Annotated in this window: 26 protein-coding genes and 1 tRNA gene; 23 read left to right on the top strand and 4 right to left on the bottom strand. The window is 43.1% G+C overall.

Going from position 1 to position 24,171, the window contains the following annotated elements; genetic code table 11:
• Nucleotide 1 precedes the first annotated feature (1 nt).
• The 3 genes from jag to rpmH all read left to right on the top strand — a co-directional run bounded on the left by jag (nucleotide 2) and on the right by rpmH (nucleotide 1,970).
• Nucleotides 2–1,012 carry an RNA-binding cell elongation regulator Jag/EloR gene (jag, locus tag D8792_RS01395; RefSeq protein ID WP_125372585.1) on the top strand — a complete coding sequence of 337 codons (1,011 nt, stop codon included), beginning with the start codon at nucleotides 2–4 and terminating at the stop codon, nucleotides 1,010–1,012.
• A gap of 51 nt (nucleotides 1,013–1,063) precedes the next feature.
• Nucleotides 1,064–1,696, top strand: coding sequence for a ribonuclease P (locus D8792_RS01390; protein WP_125372584.1), 633 nt, complete (start codon nucleotides 1,064–1,066; stop codon nucleotides 1,694–1,696).
• Nucleotides 1,697–1,835: 139 nt separating this feature from the next.
• Nucleotides 1,836–1,970, top strand: a complete 135-nt coding sequence (rpmH, locus tag D8792_RS01385; RefSeq protein ID WP_000831905.1) for a 50S ribosomal protein L34 — start codon at nucleotides 1,836–1,838, stop codon at nucleotides 1,968–1,970.
• Between the two features lie 427 nt (nucleotides 1,971–2,397).
• On the opposite strand, the gene D8792_RS01375 is transcribed toward rpmH, so the two are convergent.
• From D8792_RS01375 to D8792_RS01365, 3 genes are read right to left on the bottom strand one after another with little or no spacing between them, the layout of a single operon-like run.
• Nucleotides 2,398–3,816 carry a DUF4153 domain-containing protein gene (locus D8792_RS01375; RefSeq protein ID WP_125372583.1) on the bottom strand — a complete coding sequence of 473 codons (1,419 nt, stop codon included), beginning with the start codon at nucleotides 3,814–3,816 and terminating at the stop codon, nucleotides 2,398–2,400.
• A 2-nt stretch (nucleotides 3,817–3,818) separates the two neighbouring features.
• Entirely contained in the window at nucleotides 3,819–4,037 is a 219-nt protein-coding gene (locus D8792_RS01370) for a helix-turn-helix domain-containing protein (RefSeq protein ID WP_005591644.1), read from the bottom strand.
• 8 nt (nucleotides 4,038–4,045) lie between these two features.
• Nucleotides 4,046–4,522: a DUF2975 domain-containing protein gene (locus D8792_RS01365; RefSeq protein WP_041826919.1), complete on the bottom strand. Its 477-nt coding sequence runs from the start codon at nucleotides 4,520–4,522 to the stop codon at nucleotides 4,046–4,048.
• A gap of 234 nt (nucleotides 4,523–4,756) precedes the next feature.
• Here D8792_RS01365 and D8792_RS01360 point away from each other — a divergent pair, with 234 nt between their 5' ends.
• Genes D8792_RS01360 through rsmA form a run of 4 tightly spaced genes read left to right on the top strand, consistent with a single transcriptional unit; the run spans nucleotide 4,757 to nucleotide 7,841 of the window.
• Nucleotides 4,757–5,527: a TatD family hydrolase gene (locus D8792_RS01360; RefSeq protein WP_125372582.1), complete on the top strand. Its 771-nt coding sequence runs from the start codon at nucleotides 4,757–4,759 to the stop codon at nucleotides 5,525–5,527.
• The gene (rnmV, locus tag D8792_RS01355) at nucleotides 5,493–6,089 is read left to right on the top strand and encodes a ribonuclease M5 (protein ID WP_125372581.1); all 597 of its coding nucleotides are present in this window, start codon (nucleotides 5,493–5,495) and stop codon (nucleotides 6,087–6,089) included. Before D8792_RS01360 ends, rnmV begins: the two co-directional genes overlap by 35 nt.
• 11 nt (nucleotides 6,090–6,100) lie before the next feature.
• Entirely contained in the window at nucleotides 6,101–6,988 is an 888-nt protein-coding gene (locus D8792_RS01350) for an SDR family NAD(P)-dependent oxidoreductase (RefSeq protein ID WP_125372580.1), read from the top strand.
• The gene (gene rsmA / locus D8792_RS01345; RefSeq protein WP_125372579.1) at nucleotides 6,969–7,841 is read left to right on the top strand and encodes a 16S rRNA (adenine(1518)-N(6)/adenine(1519)-N(6))-dimethyltransferase RsmA; all 873 of its coding nucleotides are present in this window, start codon (nucleotides 6,969–6,971) and stop codon (nucleotides 7,839–7,841) included. Before D8792_RS01350 ends, rsmA begins: the two co-directional genes overlap by 20 nt.
• 118 nt (nucleotides 7,842–7,959) lie before the next feature.
• Here rsmA and D8792_RS01340 read toward each other — a convergent pair.
• Nucleotides 7,960–8,042, bottom strand: a tRNA-Leu gene (locus D8792_RS01340).
• A gap of 99 nt (nucleotides 8,043–8,141) precedes the next feature.
• Here D8792_RS01340 and rsgA point away from each other — a divergent pair.
• The 16 genes from rsgA to purC all read left to right on the top strand — a co-directional run bounded on the left by rsgA (nucleotide 8,142) and on the right by purC (nucleotide 24,146).
• Nucleotides 8,142–9,020, top strand: a complete 879-nt coding sequence (gene rsgA / locus D8792_RS01335; RefSeq protein ID WP_125372578.1) for a ribosome small subunit-dependent GTPase A — start codon at nucleotides 8,142–8,144, stop codon at nucleotides 9,018–9,020.
• A gap of 14 nt (nucleotides 9,021–9,034) precedes the next feature.
• Nucleotides 9,035–9,694 (top strand): ribulose-phosphate 3-epimerase, encoded by a 660-nt coding sequence (gene rpe, locus D8792_RS01330; protein WP_125372577.1) that lies wholly within the window; start codon nucleotides 9,035–9,037, stop codon nucleotides 9,692–9,694.
• Complete coding sequence (locus D8792_RS01325; protein WP_125372576.1) at nucleotides 9,687–10,319, top strand: thiamine diphosphokinase; 633 nt, start codon at nucleotides 9,687–9,689, stop codon at nucleotides 10,317–10,319. The genes rpe and D8792_RS01325 overlap by 8 nt, the downstream gene beginning before the upstream one ends.
• Nucleotide 10,320: 1 nt before the next feature.
• The gene (locus tag D8792_RS01320) at nucleotides 10,321–11,577 is read left to right on the top strand and encodes a DNA recombination protein RmuC (protein ID WP_125372575.1); all 1,257 of its coding nucleotides are present in this window, start codon (nucleotides 10,321–10,323) and stop codon (nucleotides 11,575–11,577) included.
• Nucleotides 11,567–12,511, top strand: coding sequence for a 3'-5' exoribonuclease YhaM family protein (locus D8792_RS01315; protein ID WP_125372574.1), 945 nt, complete (start codon nucleotides 11,567–11,569; stop codon nucleotides 12,509–12,511). The genes D8792_RS01320 and D8792_RS01315 overlap by 11 nt, the downstream gene beginning before the upstream one ends.
• 201 nt (nucleotides 12,512–12,712) lie before the next feature.
• Nucleotides 12,713–13,528, top strand: a complete 816-nt coding sequence (purR, locus tag D8792_RS01310) for a pur operon repressor (protein WP_005591656.1) — start codon at nucleotides 12,713–12,715, stop codon at nucleotides 13,526–13,528.
• Between the two features lie 15 nt (nucleotides 13,529–13,543).
• Nucleotides 13,544–14,089: a hypothetical protein gene (locus D8792_RS01305; protein WP_125372573.1), complete on the top strand. Its 546-nt coding sequence runs from the start codon at nucleotides 13,544–13,546 to the stop codon at nucleotides 14,087–14,089.
• A 333-nt stretch (nucleotides 14,090–14,422) separates the two neighbouring features.
• Nucleotides 14,423–14,836 (top strand): 30S ribosomal protein S12, encoded by a 414-nt coding sequence (gene rpsL / locus D8792_RS01295; RefSeq protein WP_005591658.1) that lies wholly within the window; start codon nucleotides 14,423–14,425, stop codon nucleotides 14,834–14,836.
• A gap of 19 nt (nucleotides 14,837–14,855) precedes the next feature.
• Complete coding sequence (gene rpsG, locus D8792_RS01290) at nucleotides 14,856–15,326, top strand: 30S ribosomal protein S7 (protein WP_005591659.1); 471 nt, start codon at nucleotides 14,856–14,858, stop codon at nucleotides 15,324–15,326.
• A gap of 246 nt (nucleotides 15,327–15,572) precedes the next feature.
• Nucleotides 15,573–17,651, top strand: a complete 2,079-nt coding sequence (fusA, locus tag D8792_RS01285; RefSeq protein WP_125372572.1) for an elongation factor G — start codon at nucleotides 15,573–15,575, stop codon at nucleotides 17,649–17,651.
• A gap of 238 nt (nucleotides 17,652–17,889) precedes the next feature.
• The gene (gene gap, locus D8792_RS01280; RefSeq protein ID WP_002893859.1) at nucleotides 17,890–18,897 is read left to right on the top strand and encodes a type I glyceraldehyde-3-phosphate dehydrogenase; all 1,008 of its coding nucleotides are present in this window, start codon (nucleotides 17,890–17,892) and stop codon (nucleotides 18,895–18,897) included.
• Between the two features lie 245 nt (nucleotides 18,898–19,142).
• A complete protein-coding gene (locus D8792_RS01275) occupies nucleotides 19,143–20,342 on the top strand; it encodes a phosphoglycerate kinase (protein WP_125372571.1) in 1,200 nt (399 codons plus the stop codon).
• Nucleotides 20,343–20,909: 567 nt separating this feature from the next.
• Nucleotides 20,910–21,434 carry an FUSC family protein gene (locus D8792_RS01265; protein ID WP_125372570.1) on the top strand — a complete coding sequence of 175 codons (525 nt, stop codon included), beginning with the start codon at nucleotides 20,910–20,912 and terminating at the stop codon, nucleotides 21,432–21,434.
• A 76-nt stretch (nucleotides 21,435–21,510) separates the two neighbouring features.
• A complete protein-coding gene (locus D8792_RS01260; protein WP_125372569.1) occupies nucleotides 21,511–21,876 on the top strand; it encodes a MerR family transcriptional regulator in 366 nt (121 codons plus the stop codon).
• Between the two features lie 30 nt (nucleotides 21,877–21,906).
• The gene (gene glnA / locus D8792_RS01255; RefSeq protein WP_125372568.1) at nucleotides 21,907–23,253 is read left to right on the top strand and encodes a type I glutamate--ammonia ligase; all 1,347 of its coding nucleotides are present in this window, start codon (nucleotides 21,907–21,909) and stop codon (nucleotides 23,251–23,253) included.
• Nucleotides 23,254–23,438: 185 nt separating this feature from the next.
• On the top strand, nucleotides 23,439–24,146 hold the full coding sequence (gene purC / locus D8792_RS01250) for a phosphoribosylaminoimidazolesuccinocarboxamide synthase (RefSeq protein ID WP_125372567.1): 708 nt from the start codon (nucleotides 23,439–23,441) through the stop codon (nucleotides 24,144–24,146).
• Nucleotides 24,147–24,171 lie beyond the last annotated feature (25 nt).

Genomic DNA, 24,171 nt, shown 5'->3' with positions numbered 1-24,171 from the left:
GATGGTTATTTTTACAGGAGCAAGTGTTGAAGAAGCGATTCAAAATGGACTAAAAACGCTGGATATCCCACGAATGAGAGCACATATCACCGTTGTTTCGCGTGAAAAGAAAGGTTTTCTCGGTTTATTTGGCAAGAAGCCTGCGCAGGTAGATGTGGAGCCGATTGCTGAAACGACTGTGGCCAAGGCCAACCAACAGGCGGTAAAAGGAGTTCCTGAGGAAATCAATGCACAAAACGAGCCGGTACAGAGTGTTAGTGAAGCAACAGTCGACTTAGGGCGAGTGGTGACAGCTATCAAGAAGGCCGAAGGCGAAGGTGAAGCTGTTTCAGAAAAAATCAAGGCTGAAATTCTTAAAAATGATAAAGATGCCAGTACCATTCTGGAAGAAACAGGTGCAATTGATTTCTTAAAGACCAGTCAAGTGATTGATGAAGCACAAACTCTGAAGGACTCAGAGGAAGATAGCTCTTTAGCAGAAGTGGCACCTAGTCAGCAAGAGACAGCTGAGTCGTCCTTCTTTGACTTGGGGATCCAGGTTGAGGATGATTGTAATATTGAAGAAGTTGTCGCAAGTGTGACCACATATGTGCAAAAGATTGTGGATGAAATGGATGTTGAAGCGACTCTTTCTAGTAGCCACAATCGCCGAACAATCAATATGCAAATTGATACCAATGAGCCAGGGCGCGTGATTGGTTACCACGGTAAAGTCTTGAAAGCCTTGCAGCTGTTGGCTCAGAATTATCTTTACAATCAATATTCCAAGAGCTTCTACATTTCTATCAATGTAAATGACTATGTGGAGCATCGGGCAGAAGTTTTGCAAAGTTATGCGCAAAAATTGGCTCAACGTGCCCTAGAAGACCGTCGCAGCCAGCATACGGATCCTATGTCCAATAGTGAGCGTAAAATCATCCACCGGATTATCTCAAGAATTGATGGTGTGACTAGCTATTCAGAAGGCGATGAGCCTAACCGCTACGTTGTTGTAGATATTGATTCGGAATAAATCTTAACCAGCTGCTCAGCTGGTTTTTAGATACAGAAAGGAGAAAATTCTATGTCACTTTTTCCAGCTATTGAGTCATTCTTGGCTGTTCAAGGAAGCAAATACATTTCACCAGATAAGGCAGGGGAACTGCGAGAGACAATGTTGGATTTGAAAGCTAGAGGTCAGGCTGCTCGGCAAGAGTTTGCGAGCTTGGTCCGAGACTTTCAGGCACTCTATCCTAAGTTGAGTCTGGAGCGGACCAGCAATTGGCTGAATCAGGCTCAGATTTTACGCCCACATTTTTGGAATTATCTAAGAGGCTATGGGGACATCACAGAGCCCATGTTCGCTCTGCGCTTATATGGAACTGCAGAAGATTTTGGGGTCTCGCTAGAGGTGAGCTTCATGGAGCGCAAGAAAGATGAGCATAGCCTTAGCAAGCAAAATCGGGTACTGAATCTGCCCATTCAACCGCCAGCTTACTATTTTGCCCAGATAGATGGTGCGAGTCAACGCTTCGAAGCTACTGAGGAAAATAGGCAGCATCTAAGCCAGCAGGTGGCTACAGGATTAGTCCGCAAGGTTTTGATCAAATATGATGTCAATCTTTCCGAGGCTACGAGCAAGCAGCAAGTTCTATCGGAGCTTGAGCAGGCTATGACAGCTTTGATTCCCTTCTATGAGGCGACACGATTTGAATGATTTCGCTTCCAAAAAGAAACAATTCTTCCAATACTATTGACAAACAGGAGAGAATCAGATAGAATAGTAAAGTATGTTTAGTAACTGATCACTTTATAGCCGGCTAAACGAATACAAAATCTATGAGGAGGTATTCATCGTGAAACGTACTTATCAACCAAGTAAACTTCGTCGTGCGCGCAAACACGGATTCCGTAACCGTATGTCAACTAAAAACGGTCGTCGCGTATTGGCAGCTCGTCGTCGTAAAGGACGCAAAGTTTTGGCAGCATAATCCAAACGATTACCATAAAGAAACCAGTGGAGACTCGAGACCGCTGGTTTTTCTATTGCTCTTGTAAAACGAGCTTGTATAGTTTAAATATGGCTAGTAGTGCTATGAAGAAATGCGACTCAGAGAGTCCGTGCAGGATAGGAACTTAACGTAAAAGGGGAAGCAAGCGGGATGGTCTAGGTGGGGTTTTCGCTTGTCTATTAGCTAGTTTGAATAAAAGAAAAGAGAGTGGGACAGAAATCGGTAATTCGTTAGAATTCGATTTCGTCGTCCCACCTCCGCACAGTTGAGTAGGGCTGTAAAAGCTGATGAAATCAGCGTAATAGAGCCCACTCAACCTGCTCGACAATCCAAAGACAATTGAGAGGCTAGGACTTTTGTCCCAGCCTCTTTTTGATGATTATTTGGAATGTAAGTACGCTTTCTATCAAGCAACTAAGAGCAGGGGATAGAGATAGCAAAGTAGCGTGAAACTAATAAGGGCGTAGAAGATACCGATTCGGATCGCTTGGATGGGCTTGTAGAAACGAATCAGGGTCAGAATACACCAGACCAGCAGAACAAGGATAAACCAAGCTGAAATCAGGCGCAATGGTGTTGGACCGTAAAGATAGATGTAGATACCAAAGAGTTTCCAGCCGGCAAGCAAGGCCAGTAAAAAGGCAAAAATAAAGAGGACAGTGCTGGCTAGACGAGTACCTTTCTGGTCCCAGAGAGGTTTTTGAGCCAGCAAATAAAAGGCGGCTAGCACAGCGAAATTTAGAAGTGATACACGAACGAGTTGCCAGAAGCCAGCAACAGCAACGGTTGAGGCATTTTGTGGAGAAATGGTTTGGAGGCTAGTGCCAGCACTAAGGAGTTCGCTTAATTCTCCTAAACCAACGAGGAAAAAGAGAGCGTAGGTCAGGCAGAGGCTGCCGATGATGATATAGGCTGTAAAAGCAGGAAACATCCGCAGTGGCTGAATGCTATTTTGGAAGCTTTGATAGGTAACTTTGATATTTTTTTGATTCAATAAGCCACCAACAATCAGACTGTAGAGATAAAGGCCGATAGGTAGGGCCAAAAAGATACGAAGAGCGATGGCATCTGTATCAAGATTTGAAAAGATCAAGTCAAAGAAAAGATGCAAGGCATCAGCTGTATCACTAAAGAAAAGAGCGAATCGATCAGAGACTTGGCTAAGTTGTGACCAAACGAAGAAGACAAGCATACCAGCAATAAGAAGGCTACTTGCGATCATCGTACTTTGGATTGCTTTTTTAGAAGAATCGATGTCTTCAGGAGTCGCATCTGAAGTCTTGCCAGTCCGAGCAAAGACCTGAAGACCAGCGAAAAAGTTTTTAAAAGGTAGAATTACAAAGGCCTGAATGCTATCGTACCAAACCATGATCCCCAAGCGACCTTGATTGAGCCAACCCGTCCGTGACAGGATATAAAAAGAAAAGGAGATGTGGAGAGTCAAAGCTTGAAAAATCTCTAATTGCGGGTGAAAGCCCCAGATACTGAGAGTCAGTGCCTGAGTCAGGCTGAGAATCAGGAAAAGCTTGGACTCGAGCCCAGCAGAGGCATCCTTTTCGATTCGAGGCAAGCTTGTCGGCGTTTTTCTTACTAACCACTCGGTCAGGCTAATTAGACCAATCGCAATAGGAAAAAAGTAAATGGTCTTGTTGCCGTCAATGGCAACTGTATAAAAGTAGGCCAAGAAATAGAGAATGAGAGAGCTGATTCTAAAATTCTTCAGTTCCTTTATGTTTAAAGCTGTGAAGATGCTTTTTCGTTCTTGGTCTTTTTCAAAAGGAAGATAGGGTTGCCCCGTCATCTGTTCTTGTGATGGTGTTTCCATGTTTATTCCTCCTCGGTTTCATCTGTGATATATTCAAGAATATCGCCGGGCTGGCAGTCCAATTCCCGACAAAGGGCATTAAGTGTTGAAAAACGTATTGCCTTGGCTCGATTATTTTTCAAGATGGACAAGTTGGCAGGGGTGAGGTCAATCAATTCTGCTAAGCGTCCAGCACTAATCCGTTTTTGAGCCATGACAAGGTCTAAATTTATCTGAATCATAGTCCCTCCTAAATCGTGTAGTCTACTTCTTCTTGCAGCTCAATTGCCTTGCCAAAAGCATTGCGGATAACCCGAATAATCAAGGTTAAAATGCAGCAAGAAACGGCTACGAGGAGCATGGGCATATAGACTGTCAAGCCCATAAAGAAAGAAATGAGGGCGACCATTCCGACTTCCCAGCCCAGATAGCGCATATACTGTACATTCTGTCTGATAAAGACCTGATTTTTCCCGATGCGGCTGAGGAGCCGATAGAGATGTACGATACAGGTCAGAGCCAGACAGCCCAAGACATAGCCTAGTAGCAACAATATCCAATAGCGACTTTCTCCCTGAAAGAAAGGAGAGGGAAATTCAATGACTAGGCTGACTACCCAAGGTCCGATGGCTATCAGGACAATGGAAGCAATAAATAAAATGCTGAGGCTGATTTTTGTAAGCACAATGCTTATATCTTCAGCTGTTTTTTGTCTTGTCTTTGACATGGATTCCTCCAAATAATTTCTAGTTTTATTTACTATATCACAAAATATATCGATAATCAATAACAAAATATCGAAAAATAATAAAAAATTATCAAGAAACAGTAAAATTATTTTTGATAGGCGCTGAAAAAATAATAAATACCCGCTGGAATAGATGGAGAGAAAGTAAAGCTCTTGCCCCTTTATCTGACTTTTTTGGTATAATGAAAGGCAGGAAATACAAGGAAGTGAAGCATGAAAATTTTTGATACACACACGCATTTAAATGTGGAAGAATTTGCTGGGCGAGAGGAAGAGGAGCTCCAGCTAGCTGCAGAAATGGGTGTCAGCAATATGAATGTTGTCGGTTTTGACCGGCCGACCATTAAGCGCGCCTTGGAGTTGGTCGACAATTATGAGCAGATTTACGCTACGATTGGCTGGCATCCGACTGAGGCTGGGACTTATGATGAGGCGGTGGAAGCCTATCTGCTGGACAAGCTTGCTCATCCAAAAGTAGTGGCTTTGGGCGAGATTGGTCTGGATTATCACTGGATGACAGCGCCCAAGGAAGTGCAAGAGCGAGTATTTCGGCGACAAATCCAGTTGTCGAAAGAGTTAGACTTGCCCTTTGTCGTCCACACGCGCGACGCTTTAGAAGACACCTATGAGATTATCAAGAGTGAGGGTGTGGGCCCTCGGGGCGGTATCATGCACTCTTATTCGGGTTCTTTGGAAATGGCAGAGCGCTTTATCGAGCTGGGGATGATGATTTCCTTTTCTGGAGTCGTCACCTTTAAAAAAGCGACGGATATTCAAGAAGCTGCGCAGAACTTGCCTTTGGATAAAATCCTCGTCGAGACGGATGCACCTTACTTGGCACCTGTTCCCAAGCGTGGCCGAGAAAACAAAACTGCCTATACCCGCTATGTTGTGGAAAAAATTGCTGAACTGCGCGGGCTGACTGTCGAAGAAGTAGCGCAAGCAACCTATGCCAATGCAAAGAAGGTGTTTGGGCTTGACTGAAAAGATAAAAATCCCCCAAGTGGTCGTTGTGGAAGGGCGTGATGACACAGCCAATCTCAAGCGCTATTTTGATGTTGAGACCTATGAAACTAGAGGTTCTGCCATTAGCGATGCAGATATCGAGCGGATTCGCCGCTTGCAGGACTTACATGGGGTCATTGTCTTTACAGACCCTGATTTCAATGGTGAGCGGATTCGCCGTCTGATTATGACGGAAATTCCTGCTGTCCAACATGCCTTTCTCAAGCGTGACGAAGCGGCTCCTAAGTCCAAGACCAAAGGGCGCTCACTAGGTATTGAGCACGCTAGTTTTGAAGACTTAAAAACAGCCCTTGCTGGGGTAACCAGCCATTTTGAGTCAAGCAGTGATTTTGATGTGACAAAGAATGACCTCATGCGGCTAGGCCTGCTCATGGGGAGCGACAGCCGTCAACGCCGGGAGTATCTAGGCGAAGAGCTTCGTATCGGTTATTCTAACGGCAAGCAGCTACTCAAGCGGCTGGAACTGTTTGGCGTGACCTTGGCGGAAGTGGAAGAAGTGATGCTCAAGTATTCGGTCTAACGGAGTAAGAAATGAAAAAAGTAATTATTACGGGCGGCAATAGTGGGATTGGATATCAGGCTGCGAAACAGTTGGCTGAAAAGGATTGGTCAGTGACTTTGTTTTGTCGGCGAAAAGAAGCGGCTGAGCAAGCCTGTGAAAAAATCCGTCAACAAACAGGAAATCCGCATATAGATTATATCTTGGTTGATTTGTCTGAGATGAGGAGCATCAGGAAAGCAGTAGAACAGTATATCCAAAAAGAAGAGAATTTAGATGTTTTAATTAACAATGCGGCTGATTTTGATTTATCGGTCAAAAAGCCGATTCTTACCAAAGACGGATTGGAAAAACAATTTGCGACCAATGTGGGCGCTCCGTACTTACTTTCTTCTTTATTTAAAGGCTTGTTGGAAAAGTCAGATAGTGGTCGGATTATTAATATTTCTTCCCAAGGGCTGGTGCTTTATCCTTTCATGAAACTTGATTTTGAAAATTTATCCGGTCAAAAACATTACAGTCCTGCTAAGACCTATTATCAGAATAAGCTGGCCTTGTTGATGCTGTCGCTTTATATGCGGAAACATTGGAAAGGTATCAAGGTTCAGGCGGTCCGTGTGACCAATGTCAAAGTAGATATGCGCCGCTATAATCGCCTCAGCGTTTTTATGAAAAATCTGTATAAAATTAAGTCAAGATTTTCGATGAGTCCTGAAGAAATGGCGAAAGTCTATACAGCACTATCTATAGAAGATGGCTATGAGGGATTTTTGTATGACGAGAAATGCAAAGAAGTTAAGGCCAATGCATTTGCTTACGAGGAAGAAGAGCAGAAAAAACTCTACACCTTGCTAGGGCAAATGACCTCCTTAAAAGATAACGAATTAGAAAAGAGAGAAAATGAGAATTGCAGATTATAGTGTGACCCGTGCCATTCTGGAGTGTCACGGTTTCACCTTTAAAAAATCGTTCGGTCAGAATTTCCTGACGGATACTAATATCCTCCAGAAAATTGTGGACACAGCCGAGATTGACAAAAAGGTCAATGTCATTGAAATTGGTCCTGGTATAGGGGCTTTGACGGAATTTTTGGCCGAAAGTGCCGCTGAAGTTATGGCCTTTGAGATTGATGACCGTCTGGTGCCGATTTTGGCGGATACTCTGCGCGATTTTGACAATGTGACAGTGGTCAATCAGGATATTCTCAAGGTTGATCTGGCCCAGTATATGGAAGAGTTTAAAAATCCTGACCTGCCTATCAAGGTAGTGGCCAACTTGCCTTACTATATCACGACACCGATTCTTATGCATTTGATTGAGAGCGGGATTCCTTTTAGTGAGTTTGTCGTTATGATGCAGAGGGAAGTGGCAGATCGTATTTCTGCTCAGCCGAATACCAAGACCTATGGCAGTTTGTCAATCGCGGTGCAGTATTACATGACGGCCAAGGTTGCCTTTATCGTGCCACGGACAGTCTTTGTGCCGGCACCAAATGTAGATTCGGCCATTCTCAAGATGGTCCGCAGAGAGCAGCCAGCAGTTGAAGTTCAAGACGAGAAATTCTTTTTCAAGGTTTCCAAGGCCAGCTTTGTTCACCGTCGCAAGACTCTCTGGAATAACCTGACCAGTCATTTCGGGAAGTCAGAGGAGACCAAAGCCAAGATAACAGCCGCTTTAGAGCAAGCTGAATTGTCTCCAAGTGTTCGGGGGGAAGCCTTGACTTTGGCAGATTTTGCCCGTCTGGCGAATGCTTTGAAGGAACAAGGATTATAAGATTTGAAAACCAGCCCTTTTTGAAAAAGGCTGGTTTTTCTAAAATAAATTGCAAAATGTTTTTATAATTTTTTCAAAAGAAAAACTCTTGTCAACTTGGACAAGAGTTCTTGTTCGATGCGGAGGAAGGGATTTGAACCCTCACACCCGTACGGGCACATGCGCCTGAAGCATGCGTGTCTGCCGTTCCACCACCTCCGCTTGCTTTTTATTATAACATATTTTTTGAAAATGCCAATAGTAAAAGCCAAATATATGTTTTTTTGATATAATAATTGTATTAACTTTAAAGGAGCAGTCTTGCAAGGAATAATTATCAAAGCCTTGGCTGGCTTTTATTATGTAGAGTCAGATGGGCAGGTGTATCAGACCAGAGCACGTGGGAATTTCCGAAAAAAAGGGCAAACGCCTTATGTTGGCGACCATGTTGAGTTTTCAGCGGACAAGGATTCCGAAGGCTACATTTTAAAAATCGCCGAGCGTAAAAATAGTTTGGTGCGGCCACCCATTGTCAACATTGATCAGGCAGTTGTCATCATGAGTGCCAAGGAGCCTGACTTCAATGCCAATCTCTTGGATCGTTTTCTGGTGCTTTTGGAGCACAAGCGGATCCATCCTATTATCTACATCAGCAAGTTAGACCTGCTTGGAAATGAGCAGAGCTTGGATGTCTATGTACAGGCCTATCAGGCCATCGGCTATGAGGTCATTAAGACGACTGAGGAATTGCTGCCGCTGCTGACAGGGAAAATCACTGTTTTCATGGGTCAGACTGGTGTTGGGAAGTCCACCCTGCTCAATAAAATTGCACCAGACTTGCAGTTAGAAACAGGAGATATTTCTGAAAGTCTGGGGCGGGGGCGTCATACGACACGAGCGGTTAGCTTTTATAACCTGAATGGCGGAAAAATTGCGGACACTCCGGGCTTTTCTTCTCTGGATTATGAGGTGGACAAGGTAGAAGATCTGAACGTCGCCTTTCCAGAAATTGCCGAAATCAGTCGGGACTGCAAATTCCGCACTTGTACCCATACGCACGAGCCGGCTTGTGCTGTCAAACCAGCCGTAGAAACCGAGCGAATTGCTGCTTTTCGTTTTGAAAACTACCTGCAATTTCTCAGTGAAATCGAAAATCGTCGTGAAACTTATAAAAAGACGGCTAAAAAACTTCCTAAATAAAGAAAGGAACTATCATGAAAACATTTAAAATTGCTCCCTCTGTTCTGAGTGCGGATTATGCTAATTTTGAGACTGAGTTGAAAAAGCTAGAAGCCAGCGGGGCGGAGTATGCCCATTTGGATGTCATGGATGGCCATTTTGTCCCTAATATCAGCTTTGGTGCTGGTGTCGTAGCAAGTATGCGTCCCCACAGCAAGATGGTCTTTGATTGCCATCTCATGGTATCCAATCCTGAGCACCATATTGAGGAATTTGCTCGAGCAGGTGCAGATATTATCAGCATCCATGCGGAAGCGACGCCGCATATTCATGGAGCTCTGCAGAAGATTCGTGCGGCAGGCGTCAAGCCTAGTGTGGTTATCAATCCAGGAACCCCAGTCGAAGCGATTAAAAATGTCTTGAATTTAGTGGACCAGGTCTTAGTGATGACAGTCAATCCAGGATTTGGCGGTCAGGCTTTTCTGCCCGAAACCATGGGTAAAATTCGTGAACTGGTCGCTTTGCGAGAGGCCAATCAGCTGAACTTTGATATTGAAGTTGACGGTGGGATTGATGATAAGACGATTCAGATGGCTAGAGAAGCTGGCGCCAATATTTTCGTAGCAGGTAGCTATGTCTTCAAAGGTGATGTCAGCCATCAAGTTCAGACCTTGAGGGATGCGTTAGATGCCTAGAATTGCTCTGTTTGCTGGCGGTGATTTGACTGCGGTCAATCGGGATTTTGATCTTTTTGTCGGAGTGGATCGTGGTGCCTTTTATTTGCTAAAGCAGGGCTTGCCTCTAGATCTAGCGGTTGGTGATTTTGATTCTGTCTCTGACGAAGAATTGCTGCATATCAAAGATAGAGCCAAGGAAGTCATTCAGGCTCAGCCTGAAAAGGATGATACGGACTTAGAATTGGCTGTTCTGGCTTGCTTTGAGCGCTATCCAGATGCTTATCTGACGATTTTCGGCGCCTTTGGCGGTCGTCTAGACCATGCTCTGGCCAATGTTTTCTTGCCTAGCAATGACAAAATCGCCCCCTATATGGAGCGGTTGACCTTAGTGGATGCCCAGAATTGTATCCGCTATGTGCCCTCTGGTCGTCATGAAATCAAGCCAGTGGAAGGGATGGACTATCTGGCCTTTCTGCCGACAGAAGATGTGGCTCTGACCATTGAAGGAGCTAAATATCCTTTGAATGAAAAGAATTTTTTCTTTAAAAAAGTCTATGCTTCTAACGAATTTATAGATAGGCCTGTATTTTTATCCTTTGACAGGGGTTATACGGTTGTTATTTACAGTAAAGATAGGAGTTGATATGGAATATATCATCATCATCCTGCTTATCATCAATCTGGTCTTTCTCTATTTCTTCTGGCAGAGACAGGGGCAGCAGGAGCAGGCAATCAAAGTCTTGTTAGAAGAGCAGGAAGATCATCTGTCCGACCAGCTGGATTACCGTTTTGAGCAGGAAAGGCAGCAGGAGGCTCTTCGGCAAAAAGAGCTGGAACTTGTTCTGGGAGATCGACTAGCTGAAGTTCGAACGGATTTGCACCTTCATTTGACGGATTTGCGAACCGAAATGGCGGATAGTTTCAGTAAAAATCGGGACAAGACTGATGAGCGGATGCGGCAGATTCAGGAGTCCAATGACCTGCGGCTGGAGCAGATGCGCCAGACCGTTGAGGAAAAATTGGAGAAGACTTTGCAGAGTCGCCTGCAGACCTCCTTTGAGACGGTATCCAAGCAGCTAGAATCTGTCAATCGTGGTTTAGGAGAGATGCAGACAGTGGCTCGGGATGTGGGCAGTCTCAATAAGGTTCTTTCCAATACCAAGACCCGTGGCATTATGGGCGAGCTCCAGCTGGGACAAATTATCGAAGACATCATGACACCTAGCCAGTATGAGCGGGAATTTGCGACAGTGGCAGGTTCTAGTGAGCGCGTGGAGTATGCCATAAAATTGCCCGGGCAGACAGAGCAGGACTATGTCTACCTGCCCATCGATTCCAAGTTTCCTCTGGCGGATTACTACCGCTTGGAAGAGGCTTATGAATCGGGCAACAAGGAAGAGATTGAACTTTATCGCAAGTCGCTGTTGGCTAGCGTCAAGCGCTTTGCCAAGGATATCAACAGTAAATATCTAGCTCCGCCAGCTACGACTAATTTTGGGATTATGTTTTTGCCAACGGAAGGTCTCTATTCCGAAGTGGTTCGCAATCCAGAGTTTTTCGACGGCCTGCGGCGAGATGAGCAGATTGTCGTGGCGGGTCCATCTACCTTGTCAGCCCTGCTTAATTCTCTCTCAGTTGGCTTTAAAACCCTGAACATCCAGCGTAGCGCAGATGACATCAGCAAGGTTCTGGGCAGTGTCAAGCTGGAATTCAATAAATTTGGCGGCATTCTAGCCAAGGCCCAGAAGCACCTGAAGAACGCTTCTGGCAGCATCGATGAGTTACTGACTCGCCGAACCAATGCCATTGAAAGAACGCTGCGGCATATTGAATTGTCTGATCAAGACCTTCACTTACACTTGCTAGATATTCCAGATGAAAGGGAAGACTATGAAAATTAATCAAATGAAAAAGGATGAATTGTTTGAAGGATTTTATCTGATTAAGTCAGCCGAAGTCCGCCAGACCAGAGCCGGGAAAAATTACCTCGCCTTCACTTTCCAAGATGACACTGGAGTGATTGAGGGGAAATTGTGGGATGCCCAGCCCCATAATGTGGCAGAGTTTACAGCGGGGAAAGTCGTCCATATGCAAGGTCGTCGCGAAGTCTACAATAACACCCCTCAGGTTAATCAGTTGACCCTGCGCCTGCCAAAAGCTGGTGAGCCCAACAATCCTGCTGATTTCAAAGAAAAACCACCGGTTGATCAAAAAGAACTGCGGGAATACTTGGCGCAAATGATTTTCAAAATTGAAAATCAAGTCTGGCAGCGCGTGGTCCGTTCACTTTACAGCAAATACGATAAGGAATTCTATTCCTACCCAGCAGCTAAAACCAATCACCATGCTTTTGAGTCAGGGCTGGCTTTTCACACAGCTACCATGGTCAAACTAGCAGATGCGATTGGTGACATCTATCCTCAGCTCAATAAAAGCCTACTTTTTGCAGGGATTATGCTGCACGACTTGGCCAAAGTCATTGAACTAAGTGGTCCGGACAATACGGAATACACCGTCCGAGGCAATTTGATTGGGCATATCGCACTGATTGATGAGGAACTGACTAAAACCTTGGCGGAGCTGAAAATCGACGACACCAAAGAAGATGTCATCGTTTTGCGCCACGTTCTTCTCAGTCACCACGGCCTTCTTGAATACGGCAGTCCCGTTCGTCCAAAGATCATGGAGGCCGAAATCCTGCACATGATTGACAATCTGGATGCCGAAATGATGATGATGACCACGGCTCTGTCTCTCGTTGCTCCAGGAGAAATGACCAATAAAATATTTGCGCTGGAAAATCGTTCCTTCTATAAACCAAAAATTGACAAGTAAAATACGAAAAATGGACATTATATTTAGTATAATGTTCGTTTTTTTGATATAGTATGATATAATGAAAAAAATAAAATAAATATTCAAAGAAATCACTCCAAACTTTGAAATCGGAAGAGCCGATTTGTTGTTCTGTGTGAGAAGATCCTAGTTCATAGATTAGTTTGTGGCTGATTTTGATGGAGTTGAATTGGTGAAAAAATGAAATTAAGAAGAAGTGAGCGCATGGTGGTTATTTCCAATTACTTGATTAACCATCCTTACCAATTAACAAGTTTAAACACATTTGCAGAGAAATATGAATCTGCCAAGTCTTCGATTTCAGAAGATATCGTGATTATCAAACGTGCCTTTGAAGAAATCGAAATTGGTACGATTGAGACAATTACGGGTGCTGGAGGAGGTGTCGTCTTCACCCCTTCCATTTCAGAAAAGGAGGCCAAGGCTATCGTTCAAGACCTCCGCGATCAACTATCTGAGAGCAATCGAATCCTCCCTGGCGGCTATATCTACTTATCAGACTTGCTCAGTACGCCATCTATCCTCAATAATATTGGCCGCATCATTGCCAAAGCTTTTAAAGATCAAAAGATTGATGCCGTTATGACAGTGGCGACAAAGGGGGTTCCCTTGGCCAATGCTGTCGCTAATGTTTTGAATGTTCCCTTTGTCATTGTCCGCCGCGATTTGAAAATCACCGAGGGCTCTACGGTCAGTGTTAACTATGTCTCGGGCTCTAGCGGAGATCGGATTGAGAAAATGTTCCTCTCAAAACGTAGCCTAAAGGCTGGAAGTCGGGTGCTGATTGTCGATGATTTTCTAAAGGGAGGTGGAACAGTTAATGGGATGATTAGCCTTCTGTCTGAGTTTGATTCGGAATTAGCAGGAGTAGCGGTCTTTGCAGACAATGCGCAAGCTAATCGCGATCATCTGGAATATAAATCACTGTTAAAGGTGACTAATATCGATGTTAAATCAAATACGATTGATGTTGAGATTGGGAATATATTTGATTAACTTTAGGAAAGAATTATGAGAAATATTTTTGATAAATTAGAGGGAATTTCTATTTTTGTTCGTTCTGGAATTATATTGGTCTTAGCGGCTATCTTGATTTCTGGTCTATTATTTTTAAAACCAGCTCAGAATAATACGGGCTCCACTAAAAACGTTAGTTACAGTAGACGTTCAAGCTCTAGCGACGCTAGTTCTACAAATCAAGCTTCTTCAGAGGATAATACGATTCAGGATGCGGAAGCTGCTGTTAAAAAGTTAGAAGAAGAGCGTACCGATGAAAGTTTAGCTCAAGCACAAGCAGCGGTTGATAAGGTAAAAGATGAGGAAGCTAAAGCTAAGTTCCAAGCTAGGGTTCAAGCAGTGAAAGATGCAATGAAAACACCTGGGGAATCCTCTGAACCTGATTCAGACCAGCAGCCTGCTCCGTCTCCTGCACCAGCCTATGTAGCTCCCGCTGTTGTAAATGAAGTACCAGCTCGACCAAAGGAAAATCAGAATCCAGCCCCTTCTACAAGCTCGGAGCCTACTCCCAGCTCGTCTTCAACTCCCGCAGGAGCTTAAGCGACACAGTGATTACGAGTAGAAGAATCATGCTAAAAATAATAAGAACTCTCAATCATGCAATATGAAGCATGATTGAGAGTTTTTTTAGTTTGTTAATAGTAAAATATTTTTATTTTAAACGCTTATTAAAGATTATCAGAATAAGTAAAAAATTAAGAAAACCTATTGACGAGGATATGCTTCTGTGTTACAATGATAAACGGTACTTTTTACTTTTGGTCTCTCAAAAGTGTACAGAGACGTGCTGACAAATGTTGCAAAAGTACACACAGATGGTAGCTGTCACCAAGTGTATCATCACCAAAATTAAAAAAATACAGGAGAATGTAGATGCCTACAATTAATCAATTGGTTCGCAAACCGCGTAAATCAAAAGTAGAAAAATCTAAATCACCAGCTTTGAACGTTGGTTACAACAGCCACAAAAAAGTTCAAACAAACGTATCTTCACCACAAAAACGTGGTGTTGCAACTCGTGTCGGAACTATGACACCTAAGAAGCCTAACTCAGCCCTTCGTAAATTTGCCCGTGTACGTTTGAGCAACTTGATCGAAGTTACAGCTTACATCCCAGGTATCGGACACAACCTGCAAGAGCACAGTGTGGTGCTTCTTCGTGGTGGACGTGTAAAAGACCTTCCAGGGGTACGTTACCATATCGTCCGTGGTGCACTTGATACTGCAGGTGTTACTGACCGTAAGCAAGGCCGTTCTAAATACGGTACTAAGCGTCCAAAAGCATAAGGAAAGGGGATAAAGATAAATGAGTCGTAAAAACCGTGCGCCTAAGCGCGAAGTATTGCCAGATCCGCTTTACAATTCACAATTAGTTACTCGTCTTATCAACCGCGTTATGCTTGATGGTAAGCGTGGTACAGCAGCTTCTATCGTTTACGGAGCTTTTGAGCAAATCAAAGAAGCTACTGGAAATGATGCACTTGAAGTATTTGAAACAGCGATGGAAAACATCATGCCTGTTCTTGAAGTACGTGCACGCCGTGTCGGTGGTTCAAACTACCAAGTACCGGTTGAAGTTCGTCCAGAACGTCGTACTACACTTGGACTTCGTTGGTTGGTAACAATTTCACGTGGTCGTGGTGAACACACTATGCAAGATCGTCTTGCAAAAGAAATCATGGATGCTGCTAACAATACTGGTGCAGCAGTTAAGAAACGCGAAGATACTCACCGTATGGCTGAAGCTAACCGTGCCTTCGCACACTTCCGTTGGTAATATAGGAAGCGAAAGCGTTAAGAAAGTCTCAGAGAAAATAGGGAATCGAAGCAGGTTGCGATTGCAACCAATGAGATTCATCTTTTTCTCCAGACTTTTAGCTTGAGTTCAACTCAGCTTACCATTTCGTAAGTTGGAACCAACTCTAACATGAAAAGATTGAGAACGGGTAGGTCCTGCCTATCCGTTTTTTCTAAATAATGTTATAATAGATTGTAAAATAAAAAAATAGGAGAAACTAACCTCATGGCACGCGAATTTTCACTTGAAAAAACTCGTAATATCGGTATCATGGCTCACGTCGATGCTGGTAAGACAACTACAACTGAGCGTATCCTTTACTATACTGGTAAAATTCACAAAATCGGTGAAACTCACGAAGGTGCGTCACAAATGGACTGGATGGAGCAAGAGCAAGAACGTGGTATCACTATCACATCTGCTGCGACAACAGCTCAATGGAACAACCACCGCGTAAACATTATCGACACACCAGGACACGTGGACTTCACAATCGAAGTACAACGCTCTCTTCGTGTATTGGATGGTGCGGTTACCGTTCTTGACTCACAATCAGGTGTTGAGCCTCAAACTGAAACAGTTTGGCGTCAAGCAACTGAGTACGGAGTTCCACGTATCGTATTTGCCAACAAAATGGACAAAATCGGTGCTGACTTCCTTTACTCAGTAAGCACACTTCACGACCGTCTTCAAGCAAATGCTCATCCAATTCAATTGCCAATCGGTTCTGAAGATGATTTCCGTGGTATCATTGACTTGATCAAGATGAAAGCTGAAATCTATACCAACGACCTTGGTACAGATATCCTTGAAGAAGATATTCCAGCTGAATACCTTGAACAAGCACAAGAATACCGTGAAAAATTGGTGGAAGCTGTTGCTGAAACTGATGAAGACTTGATGATGAAATACCTTGAGGGTGAAGAAATCACTAACGAAGAATTGAAAGCTGGTATCCGTAAAGCAACTATCAACGTTGAATTCTTCCCAGTATTGTGTGGTTCTGCCTTCAAGAACAAAGGTGTTCAATTGATGCTTGATGCGGTTATCGACTACCTTCCAAGCCCACTTGACATCCCAGCGATCAAAGGTATTAACCCAGATACAGACGAAGAAGAAACTCGTCCAGCGTCTGACGAAGAGCCATTCGCAGCTCTTGCCTTCAAGATTGCAACAGACCCATTTGTAGGTCGTTTGACATTCTTCCGTGTATACTCAGGTGTTCTTCAATCTGGTTCTTACGTAATGAACACTTCTAAAGGTAAACGTGAACGTATCGGACGTCTTGTGCAATTGCATGCCAATAGTCGTCAAGAAATCGAAACCGTTTATGCTGGTGATATTGCAGCTGCTATTGGTTTGAAGGATACAACTACTGGTGATTCATTGACAGATGAAAAAGCTAAAATCATCCTTGAGTCAATCCACGTTCCAGAACCAGTTATCCAGTTGATGGTTGAGCCAAAATCTAAAGCAGACCAAGACAAGATGGGTATTGCCCTTCAAAAATTGGCTGAAGAAGATCCAACATTCCGCGTTGAAACAAACGTTGAAACTGGTGAAACAGTTATCTCTGGTATGGGTGAACTTCACCTTGACGTCCTTGTTGACCGCATGCGTCGTGAGTTCAAAGTTGAAGCGAACGTAGGTGCTCCTCAAGTATCTTACCGTGAAACATTCCGCGCTTCTACTCAAGCACGTGGATTCTTCAAACGTCAGTCTGGTGGTAAAGGTCAATTTGGTGATGTATGGATTGAGTTTAGTCCAAACGAAGAAGGTAAAGGATTCGAATTCGAAAACGCAATCGTCGGTGGTGTGGTTCCTCGTGAATTCATCCCAGCGGTTGAAAAAGGTTTGATCGAGTCAATGGCGAATGGTGTCCTTGCTGGATACCCAATCGTTGACGTGAAAGCTAAACTTTACGATGGTTCATATCACGATGTCGACTCATCTGAAACAGCCTTCAAGGTTGCGGCTTCACTTGCCCTTAAAGAAGCTGCTAAGACTGCACAACCAGCTATCCTTGAGCCAATGATGCTTGTAACAATCACTGTTCCAGAAGAAAACCTTGGTGATGTTATGGGTCACGTAACTGCTCGTCGTGGACGTGTAGATGGTATGGAAGCACACGGTAACAGCCAAATCGTTCGTGCTTACGTTCCACTTGCTGAAATGTTCGGTTACGCAACTGTTCTTCGTTCAGCATCTCAAGGACGTGGTACCTTCATGATGGTATTTGACCACTACGAAGATGTACCTAAGTCAGTACAAGAAGAAATCATTAAGAAACACCGTGGTGAATAATTCACTACATGACGCCCGCTTCTAGCGGGCGTTTTTTCTTTTTGAATCGAAATATGGAATTTATGAAAAATATCGAAAATACATGAAAGAAAATTTGTTACTTGTTAATAATAATGAAATCAGTTGCAATTTTGCTCAATAAGGTATATAATAGATATGTTGAAAGGTGATTTGTAGTGATTCAAGTTACTCTTTTCACATAAAATTTTTTTTGATTTTCATAAGGAGGAAATCACTAATGGTAGTTAAAGTTGGTATTAACGGTTTCGGTCGTATCGGTCGTCTTGCTTTCCGTCGTATCCAAAACGTAGAAGGTGTTGAAGTTACTCGCATCAACGACCTTACAGATCCAGTTATGCTTGCACACTTGTTGAAATACGACACAACTCAAGGTCGTTTCGATGGTACCGTTGAAGTTAAAGAAGGTGGATTCGAAGTTAACGGTAAATTCGTTAAAGTTTCTGCTGAACGTGACCCAGAACAAATTGATTGGGCTACTGATGGTGTAGAAATCGTTCTTGAAGCAACTGGTTTCTTTGCTAAGAAAGACGCTGCTGAAAAACACCTTAAAGGTGGAGCTAAGAAAGTTGTTATCACTGCTCCTGGTGGAAACGATGTTAAAACAGTCGTATTTAACACTAACCACGACGTTCTTGATGGTACTGAAACAGTTATCTCAGGTGCTTCATGTACTACAAACTGTTTGGCTCCAATGGCTAAAGCACTTCAAGACAACTTTGGTGTTGTAGAAGGATTGATGACTACTATCCACGCTTACACTGGTGACCAAATGATCCTTGACGGACCACACCGTGGTGGTGACCTTCGTCGTGCTCGCGCTGGTGCTGCTAACATCGTTCCTAACTCAACTGGTGCTGCTAAGGCTATCGGTCTTGTAATCCCAGAATTGAACGGTAAACTTGATGGTTCTGCACAACGCGTTCCAACTCCAACTGGATCAGTTACTGAGTTGGTAGCAGTTCTTGAAAAGAACGTTACTGTTGATGAAGTAAACGCAGCTATGAAAGCAGCAGCTAATGAATCATACGGTTACACAGAAGATCCAATCGTATCTTCAGATATCGTAGGTATGTCTTACGGTTCATTGTTCGACGCAACTCAAACTAAAGTTCTTGACGTTGACGGCAAACAATTGGTTAAAGTTGTATCATGGTACGACAACGAAATGTCTTACACTGCACAACTTGTACGTACTCTTGAATACTTCGCAAAAATCGCTAAATAATTCAATTGTATGAAGAAGAGATCCGAATGGATCTCTTTTTTTGTTTTGCAGAATGGTTTAAAGGAATGGCTATTGGAAATCAACTCGATCATCTAGCAGTATTAGCATTTATCAGAAAAATGTGAATCGTGTAGTCTTTCATCTATCTTTGATTGGAGAAAAGGAAAAGCCATGAATTTTTGCTATCACTTTTGTAGATTTTGTGATATAATTAACACGTATAAAAAAAGAAGGAGTCATATCTAATGGCAAAATTGACTGTTAAAGACGTTGACTTGAAAGGGAAAAAAGTTCTCGTTCGTGTTGACTTCAACGTTCCTGTAAAAGATGGCGTGATTACAAATGACAACCGTATCACTGCAGCACTTCCAACTATCAAGTACATCCTTGAACAAGGTGGACGTGCTATCCTTTTCTCTCACCTTGGACGTGTAAAAGAAGAAGCAGATAAAGAAGGTAAATCACTTGCTCCTGTAGCTGCTGACTTGGCTGCTAAATTGGGACAAGAAGTTAAATTTATCCCAGGTGTTACACGTGGTGCTGAATTGGAAGCCGCTGTTAACGCTCTTGAAGATGGACAAGTTCTCTTGGTTGAAAACACTCGTTTTGAAGATGTTGACGGCAAGAAAGAATCTAAAAACGATCCTGAACTTGGTAAATACTGGGCATCACTTGGAGATGGTATCTTCGTAAACGATGCATTCGGTACAGCTCACCGTGCGCACGCATCTAACGTTGGTATCTCAGCAAACGTTGAAAAAGCAGTTGCTGGATTCCTTCTTGAAAACGAAATTGCCTACATCCAAGAAGCAGTTGAAGCCCCAGAACGTCCATTCGTGGCTATCCTTGGTGGTTCAAAAGTTTCAGACAAGATCGGTGTTATCGAAAACTTGCTTGAAAAAGCTGATAAAGTTCTTATCGGTGGTGGGATGACTTACACATTCTACAAAGCACAAGGTATCGAAATCGGTAACTCACTTGTAGAAGAAGACAAATTAGATGTTGCGAAAGCTCTTCTTGAAAAGGCAAACGGCAAATTGATCTTGCCAATTGACTCAAAAGAAGCAAATGCTTTTGCGGACTACACTGAAGTAAAAGATACTGAAGGTGAAGCAGTTGATCCAGGTTTCCTTGGTTTGGATATCGGTCCAAAATCTATCGCTAAATTCGACGAAGCCTTGACTGGTGCGAAAACAGTTGTATGGAACGGACCAATGGGTGTATTTGAAAACCCTGACTTCCAAGCTGGTACAATCGGTGTCATGGACGCTATCGTGAAACAACCTGGCGTGAAATCAATCATCGGTGGTGGTGACTCAGCTGCCGCAGCTATCAACCTTGGTCGCGCAGACAAGTTCTCATGGATTAGTACGGGCGGAGGCGCTTCTATGGAGCTTCTTGAAGGTAAAGTATTGCCAGGTTTGGCTGCACTTACAGAAAAATAATTTCAGCCCGTTAGTCTCTACAAAATCCTGATTTTGTAGAAAAAGGAACAAAACTGAAACGTTAACAAAAAGGTGGCTATGTCACCTTTTTGTGTTAGTGGAGGTATTTGTGACGCGGTGGTGGAGCATCAATGGAACTCCTTGAAGGTAAAGTTCTTCCAGGACTTGCAGCTTTGACTGAAAAATAATATTTGTAATGGAAGAGAGTAGGACAGAAATCGGTAATTCGTTAGAATTCGATTTCGTCGTCCCACCTCCGCACAGTTGAGTAGGGCTGTAAAAGCTGATGAAATCAGCGTAGTAGAGCCCACTCAACCACTGCGTCTTGCTCGACAATCCAAAGACAATTGAGAGGCTAGGACTTTTGTCCCAGCCTCTTTTCTCTTGTCTTTGTAAGATCTAGTCATATTTTCTTACTAACTGATCGACAACGGGAAATGTATCTAGAAAAGAGAGGGAGCAGCTATGTCTTTTTGCTAGGCGGTTAACAATAAGCTGGATGGACAGAGCATTTTTATTAGAAAATATGTTAGAATAAAGATAGTTTACTTTTAAAAGGGAAAAGGCATGAGCTATTTTAGTAAGTACAAATTTGATAAATCGAAATTCCGCTTGGGTATGAGGACGATGAAAACGGGGATAGCAGTCTTTATTGTCCTACTCATTTTTGGCATGTTTGGCTGGAAGGGGCTCCAGATTGGGGCTTTGACGGCGGTGTTTAGCCTGCGGGAAGATTTTGATAAAAGTGTTCATTTTGGGACTTCTCGTATTTTAGGAAATAGCGTCGGTGGTTTCTACGCCCTGTTATTTTATTTGTTAGGAAATTTATTGGACGATCAGTTTTGGGTGACTTTGGTATTTGTGCCAATCTGTACGATGCTGACGATCATGACCAATGTCGCTATGAATAATAAGGCTGGAGTGATTGGTGGTGTTTCAGCTATGCTGATTATCACTCTCTCGATTAGTCCGGAAGATACTATTTTATACGTTTTTGCTAGAGTTTTTGAAACCTTTATGGGTGTCTTTGTTGCAATAGTGGTAAATTCCGATGTAGATAGAATTAAGAATTTCTTTAAGTCTATAAATTAAAATGTGTAAGAAAATCTCACATTGATTGTTGACATACAAAAAAAATTAGTTATAATAGTGCATAGAGAGGAAAAAAATGAAGGAAAAAGAGTTTCGCCGAAATATGGCAGTCTTTCCCATAGGTAGCGTTATGAAGTTGACGGACTTATCTGCCCGTCAGATTCGATATTATGAGGAGCAAAACCTCATTACTCCTGTTCGGAATGAGGGCAACCGTCGAATGTATTCTCTGAATGATATGGACCGACTTTTGGAAATTAAGGATTATATTTCTGAAGGATATAATATCGCTGCTATTAAAAAGAAATATGCTGAACGTGAAGCTAAATCCCACAAAACGATTAGTGAAAAGGAAGTCCGCCGGGCTCTCCACAATGATATTTTACAGCAAGGTCGTTTTGGCTCTTCTCTGCCAACCTTTGGTCACATGCGTCGGCCATAAACTATTTTTTAAAACTATAAGGAGTTACCCATGCCCATTACAGCAGCTGATATTCGTCGCGAAGTAAAAGAAAAAAACGTCACTTTCATCCGTCTGATGTTCTCTGATATTTTGGGAACCATGAAAAACGTTGAAATTCCAGCAACGGATGAGCAGCTTGAAAAGGTCTTATCAAATAAGGCTATGTTTGACGGTTCGTCTATCGAGGGATTTGTTCGGATCAACGAATCTGACATGTATCTTTATCCTGATTTGGATACTTGGACAGTTTTTCCTTGGGGAGATGAAAATGGCAGTGTAGCAGGCTTGATCTGTGATGTTTATACGACAGAACATGTTCCCTTTGCAGGAGATCCTCGTAGTAACCTTAAGCGAGCTCTCAAACATATGGAAGCACTGGGCTTCAAGTCTTTTAATCTTGGTCCTGAGCCAGAATTTTTCCTTTTCAAACTGGATGAGAATGGCGATCCGACACTGGAAGTGAATGACAAAGGTGGATACTTTGACTTGGCGCCGACAGACTTGGCGGATAATACCCGTCGAGAAATTGTCAATGTTTTGACTAAGATGGGATTTGAAGTAGAAGCGAGTCACCATGAGGTGGCAGTCGGTCAGCACGAGATTGACTTTAAGTATGATGAAGTGCTTCGCGCTTGTGATAAGATTCAGATTTTCAAGTTGGTGGTGAAAACCATTGCTCGTAAGCACGGCCTCTATGCGACCTTTATGGCTAAGCCGAAGTTTGGTATTGCTGGTTCTGGTATGCACTGCAATATGTCCCTCTTTGACCAAGATGGAAATAATGCATTTTATGATCCAGAGGATCCAAAAGGAATGCAGTTGTCTGAAACGGCCTACTATTTCTTGGGCGGTCTGATTAAGCATGCCTATAACTATACAGCTATCATGAATCCGACTGTCAACTCTTATAAACGTTTGGTGCCTGGCTTTGAAGCACCAGTTTACATCGCTTGGGCTGGGCAAAATCGCTCGCCTTTGGTTCGGGTGCCAGCATCGCGCGGTATGGGAACGCGATTGGAATTGCGTTCAGTAGACCCTATGGCTAATCCTTATATTGCTATGGCAGTGCTCCTAGAAGTGGGACTGCATGGAGTGGAAAATAAAATCGAAGCGCCAGCTCCAATCGAGGAAAATATCTATGTGATGACAGCTGAAGAGCGCAAGGAAGCGGGTATCACTGACCTGCCGTCTACTCTCCACAATGCTGTTAAGGCCTTGACCGAAGACGAGGTGGTTAAAGCAGCCTTGGGGAATCATATCTACACTAGCTTTGTTGAAGCCAAGCGGATTGAATGGGCTAGCTATGCGACCTTCGTTTCCCAATGGGAAATTGATAATTATTTGGACTTATATTAATAAATTCTAGAACAGGGCTTGAAAAAGTCCTGTTTTTGTATGAGGAAAATATATTTTCAGCTTTTTACTGTTAATTTTTCCAATACCTTTCCTGTTTTTACATCTATAATGTACGGGAAAAGCTTGTAAAATATATTTAAAAGTGATACACTTAAAGCATAAAAACACGAAAGGCGAATAATAAAATGTCAAACAAGTTGTTATATTCGGGAAAAGCAAAGGATATTTTTGCGACAGAAGATGAGCAGGTGATTTTGTCCCGCTACAAGGATCAAGCAACTGCTTTTAATGGTGTCAAAAAGGAGCAGATTGCGGGTAAGGGAGTCTTAAACAATCAGATTTCAGCCTTTATCTTTGAAAAGTTGAACGCTGCCGGTGTAGCAACGCATTTTATCGAGAAAATCTCAGATACAGATCAGCTTAATAAGAAAGTTGATATTATTCCCTTGGAAGTGGTATTGCGCAACTATACGGCGGGCTCTTTCTCTAAACGCTTTGGTGTGGAAGAAGGGATCGCCTTGGAAACGCCGATCGTCGAATTTTACTATAAAAACGATGATTTGGATGATCCCTTTATCAATGACGAGCATGTGAAATTCCTACAGATTGCGGATGACCAGCAGATTGCTTACTTGAAGGAAGAAACCCGTCGTATCAATGAGTTCTTGAAAGCTTGGTTTGCTGAGATTGGTCTTAAGTTGATTGATTTTAAGCTAGAATTCGGTTTTGATAAGGAAGGCAAGATTATCTTGGCAGACGAATTTTCACCAGATAACTGCCGTTTGTGGGATGCGGATGGCAACCACATGGACAAGGATGTTTTCCGCCGTGGCTTGGGTGAATTGACAGACGTTTATGAGATTGTCTGGGAAAAGTTGCAAGGATTGAAATAATCTGTTTGCAATAACCATGAGTTCG

The organism is Streptococcus cristatus, from assembly GCF_003943505.1.
GTDB classification, from domain to species: domain Bacteria; phylum Bacillota; class Bacilli; order Lactobacillales; family Streptococcaceae; genus Streptococcus; species Streptococcus cristatus_E.
This window is presented reverse-complemented; position numbering and strand designations above follow the sequence as displayed.

Excerpts from the sequence above, each read along its gene's own strand:
- jag (WP_125372585.1), top strand. The coding sequence starts at position 2 with ATGGTTATTTTTACAGGAGCAAGTGTTGAAGAAGCGATTCAAAATGGA.
- D8792_RS01390 (WP_125372584.1), top strand. The coding sequence starts at position 1,064 with ATGTCACTTTTTCCAGCTATTGAGTCATTCTTGGCTGTTCAAGGAAGC.
- D8792_RS01375 (WP_125372583.1), bottom strand. The coding sequence starts at position 3,816 with ATGGAAACACCATCACAAGAACAGATGACGGGGCAACCCTATCTTCCT.
- D8792_RS01370 (WP_005591644.1), bottom strand. The coding sequence starts at position 4,037 with ATGATTCAGATAAATTTAGACCTTGTCATGGCTCAAAAACGGATTAGT.
- D8792_RS01365 (WP_041826919.1), bottom strand. The coding sequence starts at position 4,522 with ATGTCAAAGACAAGACAAAAAACAGCTGAAGATATAAGCATTGTGCTT.
- D8792_RS01360 (WP_125372582.1), top strand. The coding sequence starts at position 4,757 with ATGAAAATTTTTGATACACACACGCATTTAAATGTGGAAGAATTTGCT.
- rnmV (WP_125372581.1), top strand. The coding sequence starts at position 5,493 with ATGCCAATGCAAAGAAGGTGTTTGGGCTTGACTGAAAAGATAAAAATC.
- D8792_RS01350 (WP_125372580.1), top strand. The coding sequence starts at position 6,101 with ATGAAAAAAGTAATTATTACGGGCGGCAATAGTGGGATTGGATATCAG.
- rsmA (WP_125372579.1), top strand. The coding sequence starts at position 6,969 with ATGAGAATTGCAGATTATAGTGTGACCCGTGCCATTCTGGAGTGTCAC.
- rpe (WP_125372577.1), top strand. The coding sequence starts at position 9,035 with ATGAAAACATTTAAAATTGCTCCCTCTGTTCTGAGTGCGGATTATGCT.
- D8792_RS01325 (WP_125372576.1), top strand. The coding sequence starts at position 9,687 with ATGCCTAGAATTGCTCTGTTTGCTGGCGGTGATTTGACTGCGGTCAAT.
- D8792_RS01320 (WP_125372575.1), top strand. The coding sequence starts at position 10,321 with ATGGAATATATCATCATCATCCTGCTTATCATCAATCTGGTCTTTCTC.
- D8792_RS01315 (WP_125372574.1), top strand. The coding sequence starts at position 11,567 with ATGAAAATTAATCAAATGAAAAAGGATGAATTGTTTGAAGGATTTTAT.
- purR (WP_005591656.1), top strand. The coding sequence starts at position 12,713 with ATGAAATTAAGAAGAAGTGAGCGCATGGTGGTTATTTCCAATTACTTG.
- D8792_RS01305 (WP_125372573.1), top strand. The coding sequence starts at position 13,544 with ATGAGAAATATTTTTGATAAATTAGAGGGAATTTCTATTTTTGTTCGT.
- rpsL (WP_005591658.1), top strand. The coding sequence starts at position 14,423 with ATGCCTACAATTAATCAATTGGTTCGCAAACCGCGTAAATCAAAAGTA.
- rpsG (WP_005591659.1), top strand. The coding sequence starts at position 14,856 with ATGAGTCGTAAAAACCGTGCGCCTAAGCGCGAAGTATTGCCAGATCCG.
- fusA (WP_125372572.1), top strand. The coding sequence starts at position 15,573 with ATGGCACGCGAATTTTCACTTGAAAAAACTCGTAATATCGGTATCATG.
- gap (WP_002893859.1), top strand. The coding sequence starts at position 17,890 with ATGGTAGTTAAAGTTGGTATTAACGGTTTCGGTCGTATCGGTCGTCTT.
- D8792_RS01275 (WP_125372571.1), top strand. The coding sequence starts at position 19,143 with ATGGCAAAATTGACTGTTAAAGACGTTGACTTGAAAGGGAAAAAAGTT.
- D8792_RS01265 (WP_125372570.1), top strand. The coding sequence starts at position 20,910 with ATGAGCTATTTTAGTAAGTACAAATTTGATAAATCGAAATTCCGCTTG.
- D8792_RS01260 (WP_125372569.1), top strand. The coding sequence starts at position 21,511 with ATGAAGGAAAAAGAGTTTCGCCGAAATATGGCAGTCTTTCCCATAGGT.
- glnA (WP_125372568.1), top strand. The coding sequence starts at position 21,907 with ATGCCCATTACAGCAGCTGATATTCGTCGCGAAGTAAAAGAAAAAAAC.
- purC (WP_125372567.1), top strand. The coding sequence starts at position 23,439 with ATGTCAAACAAGTTGTTATATTCGGGAAAAGCAAAGGATATTTTTGCG.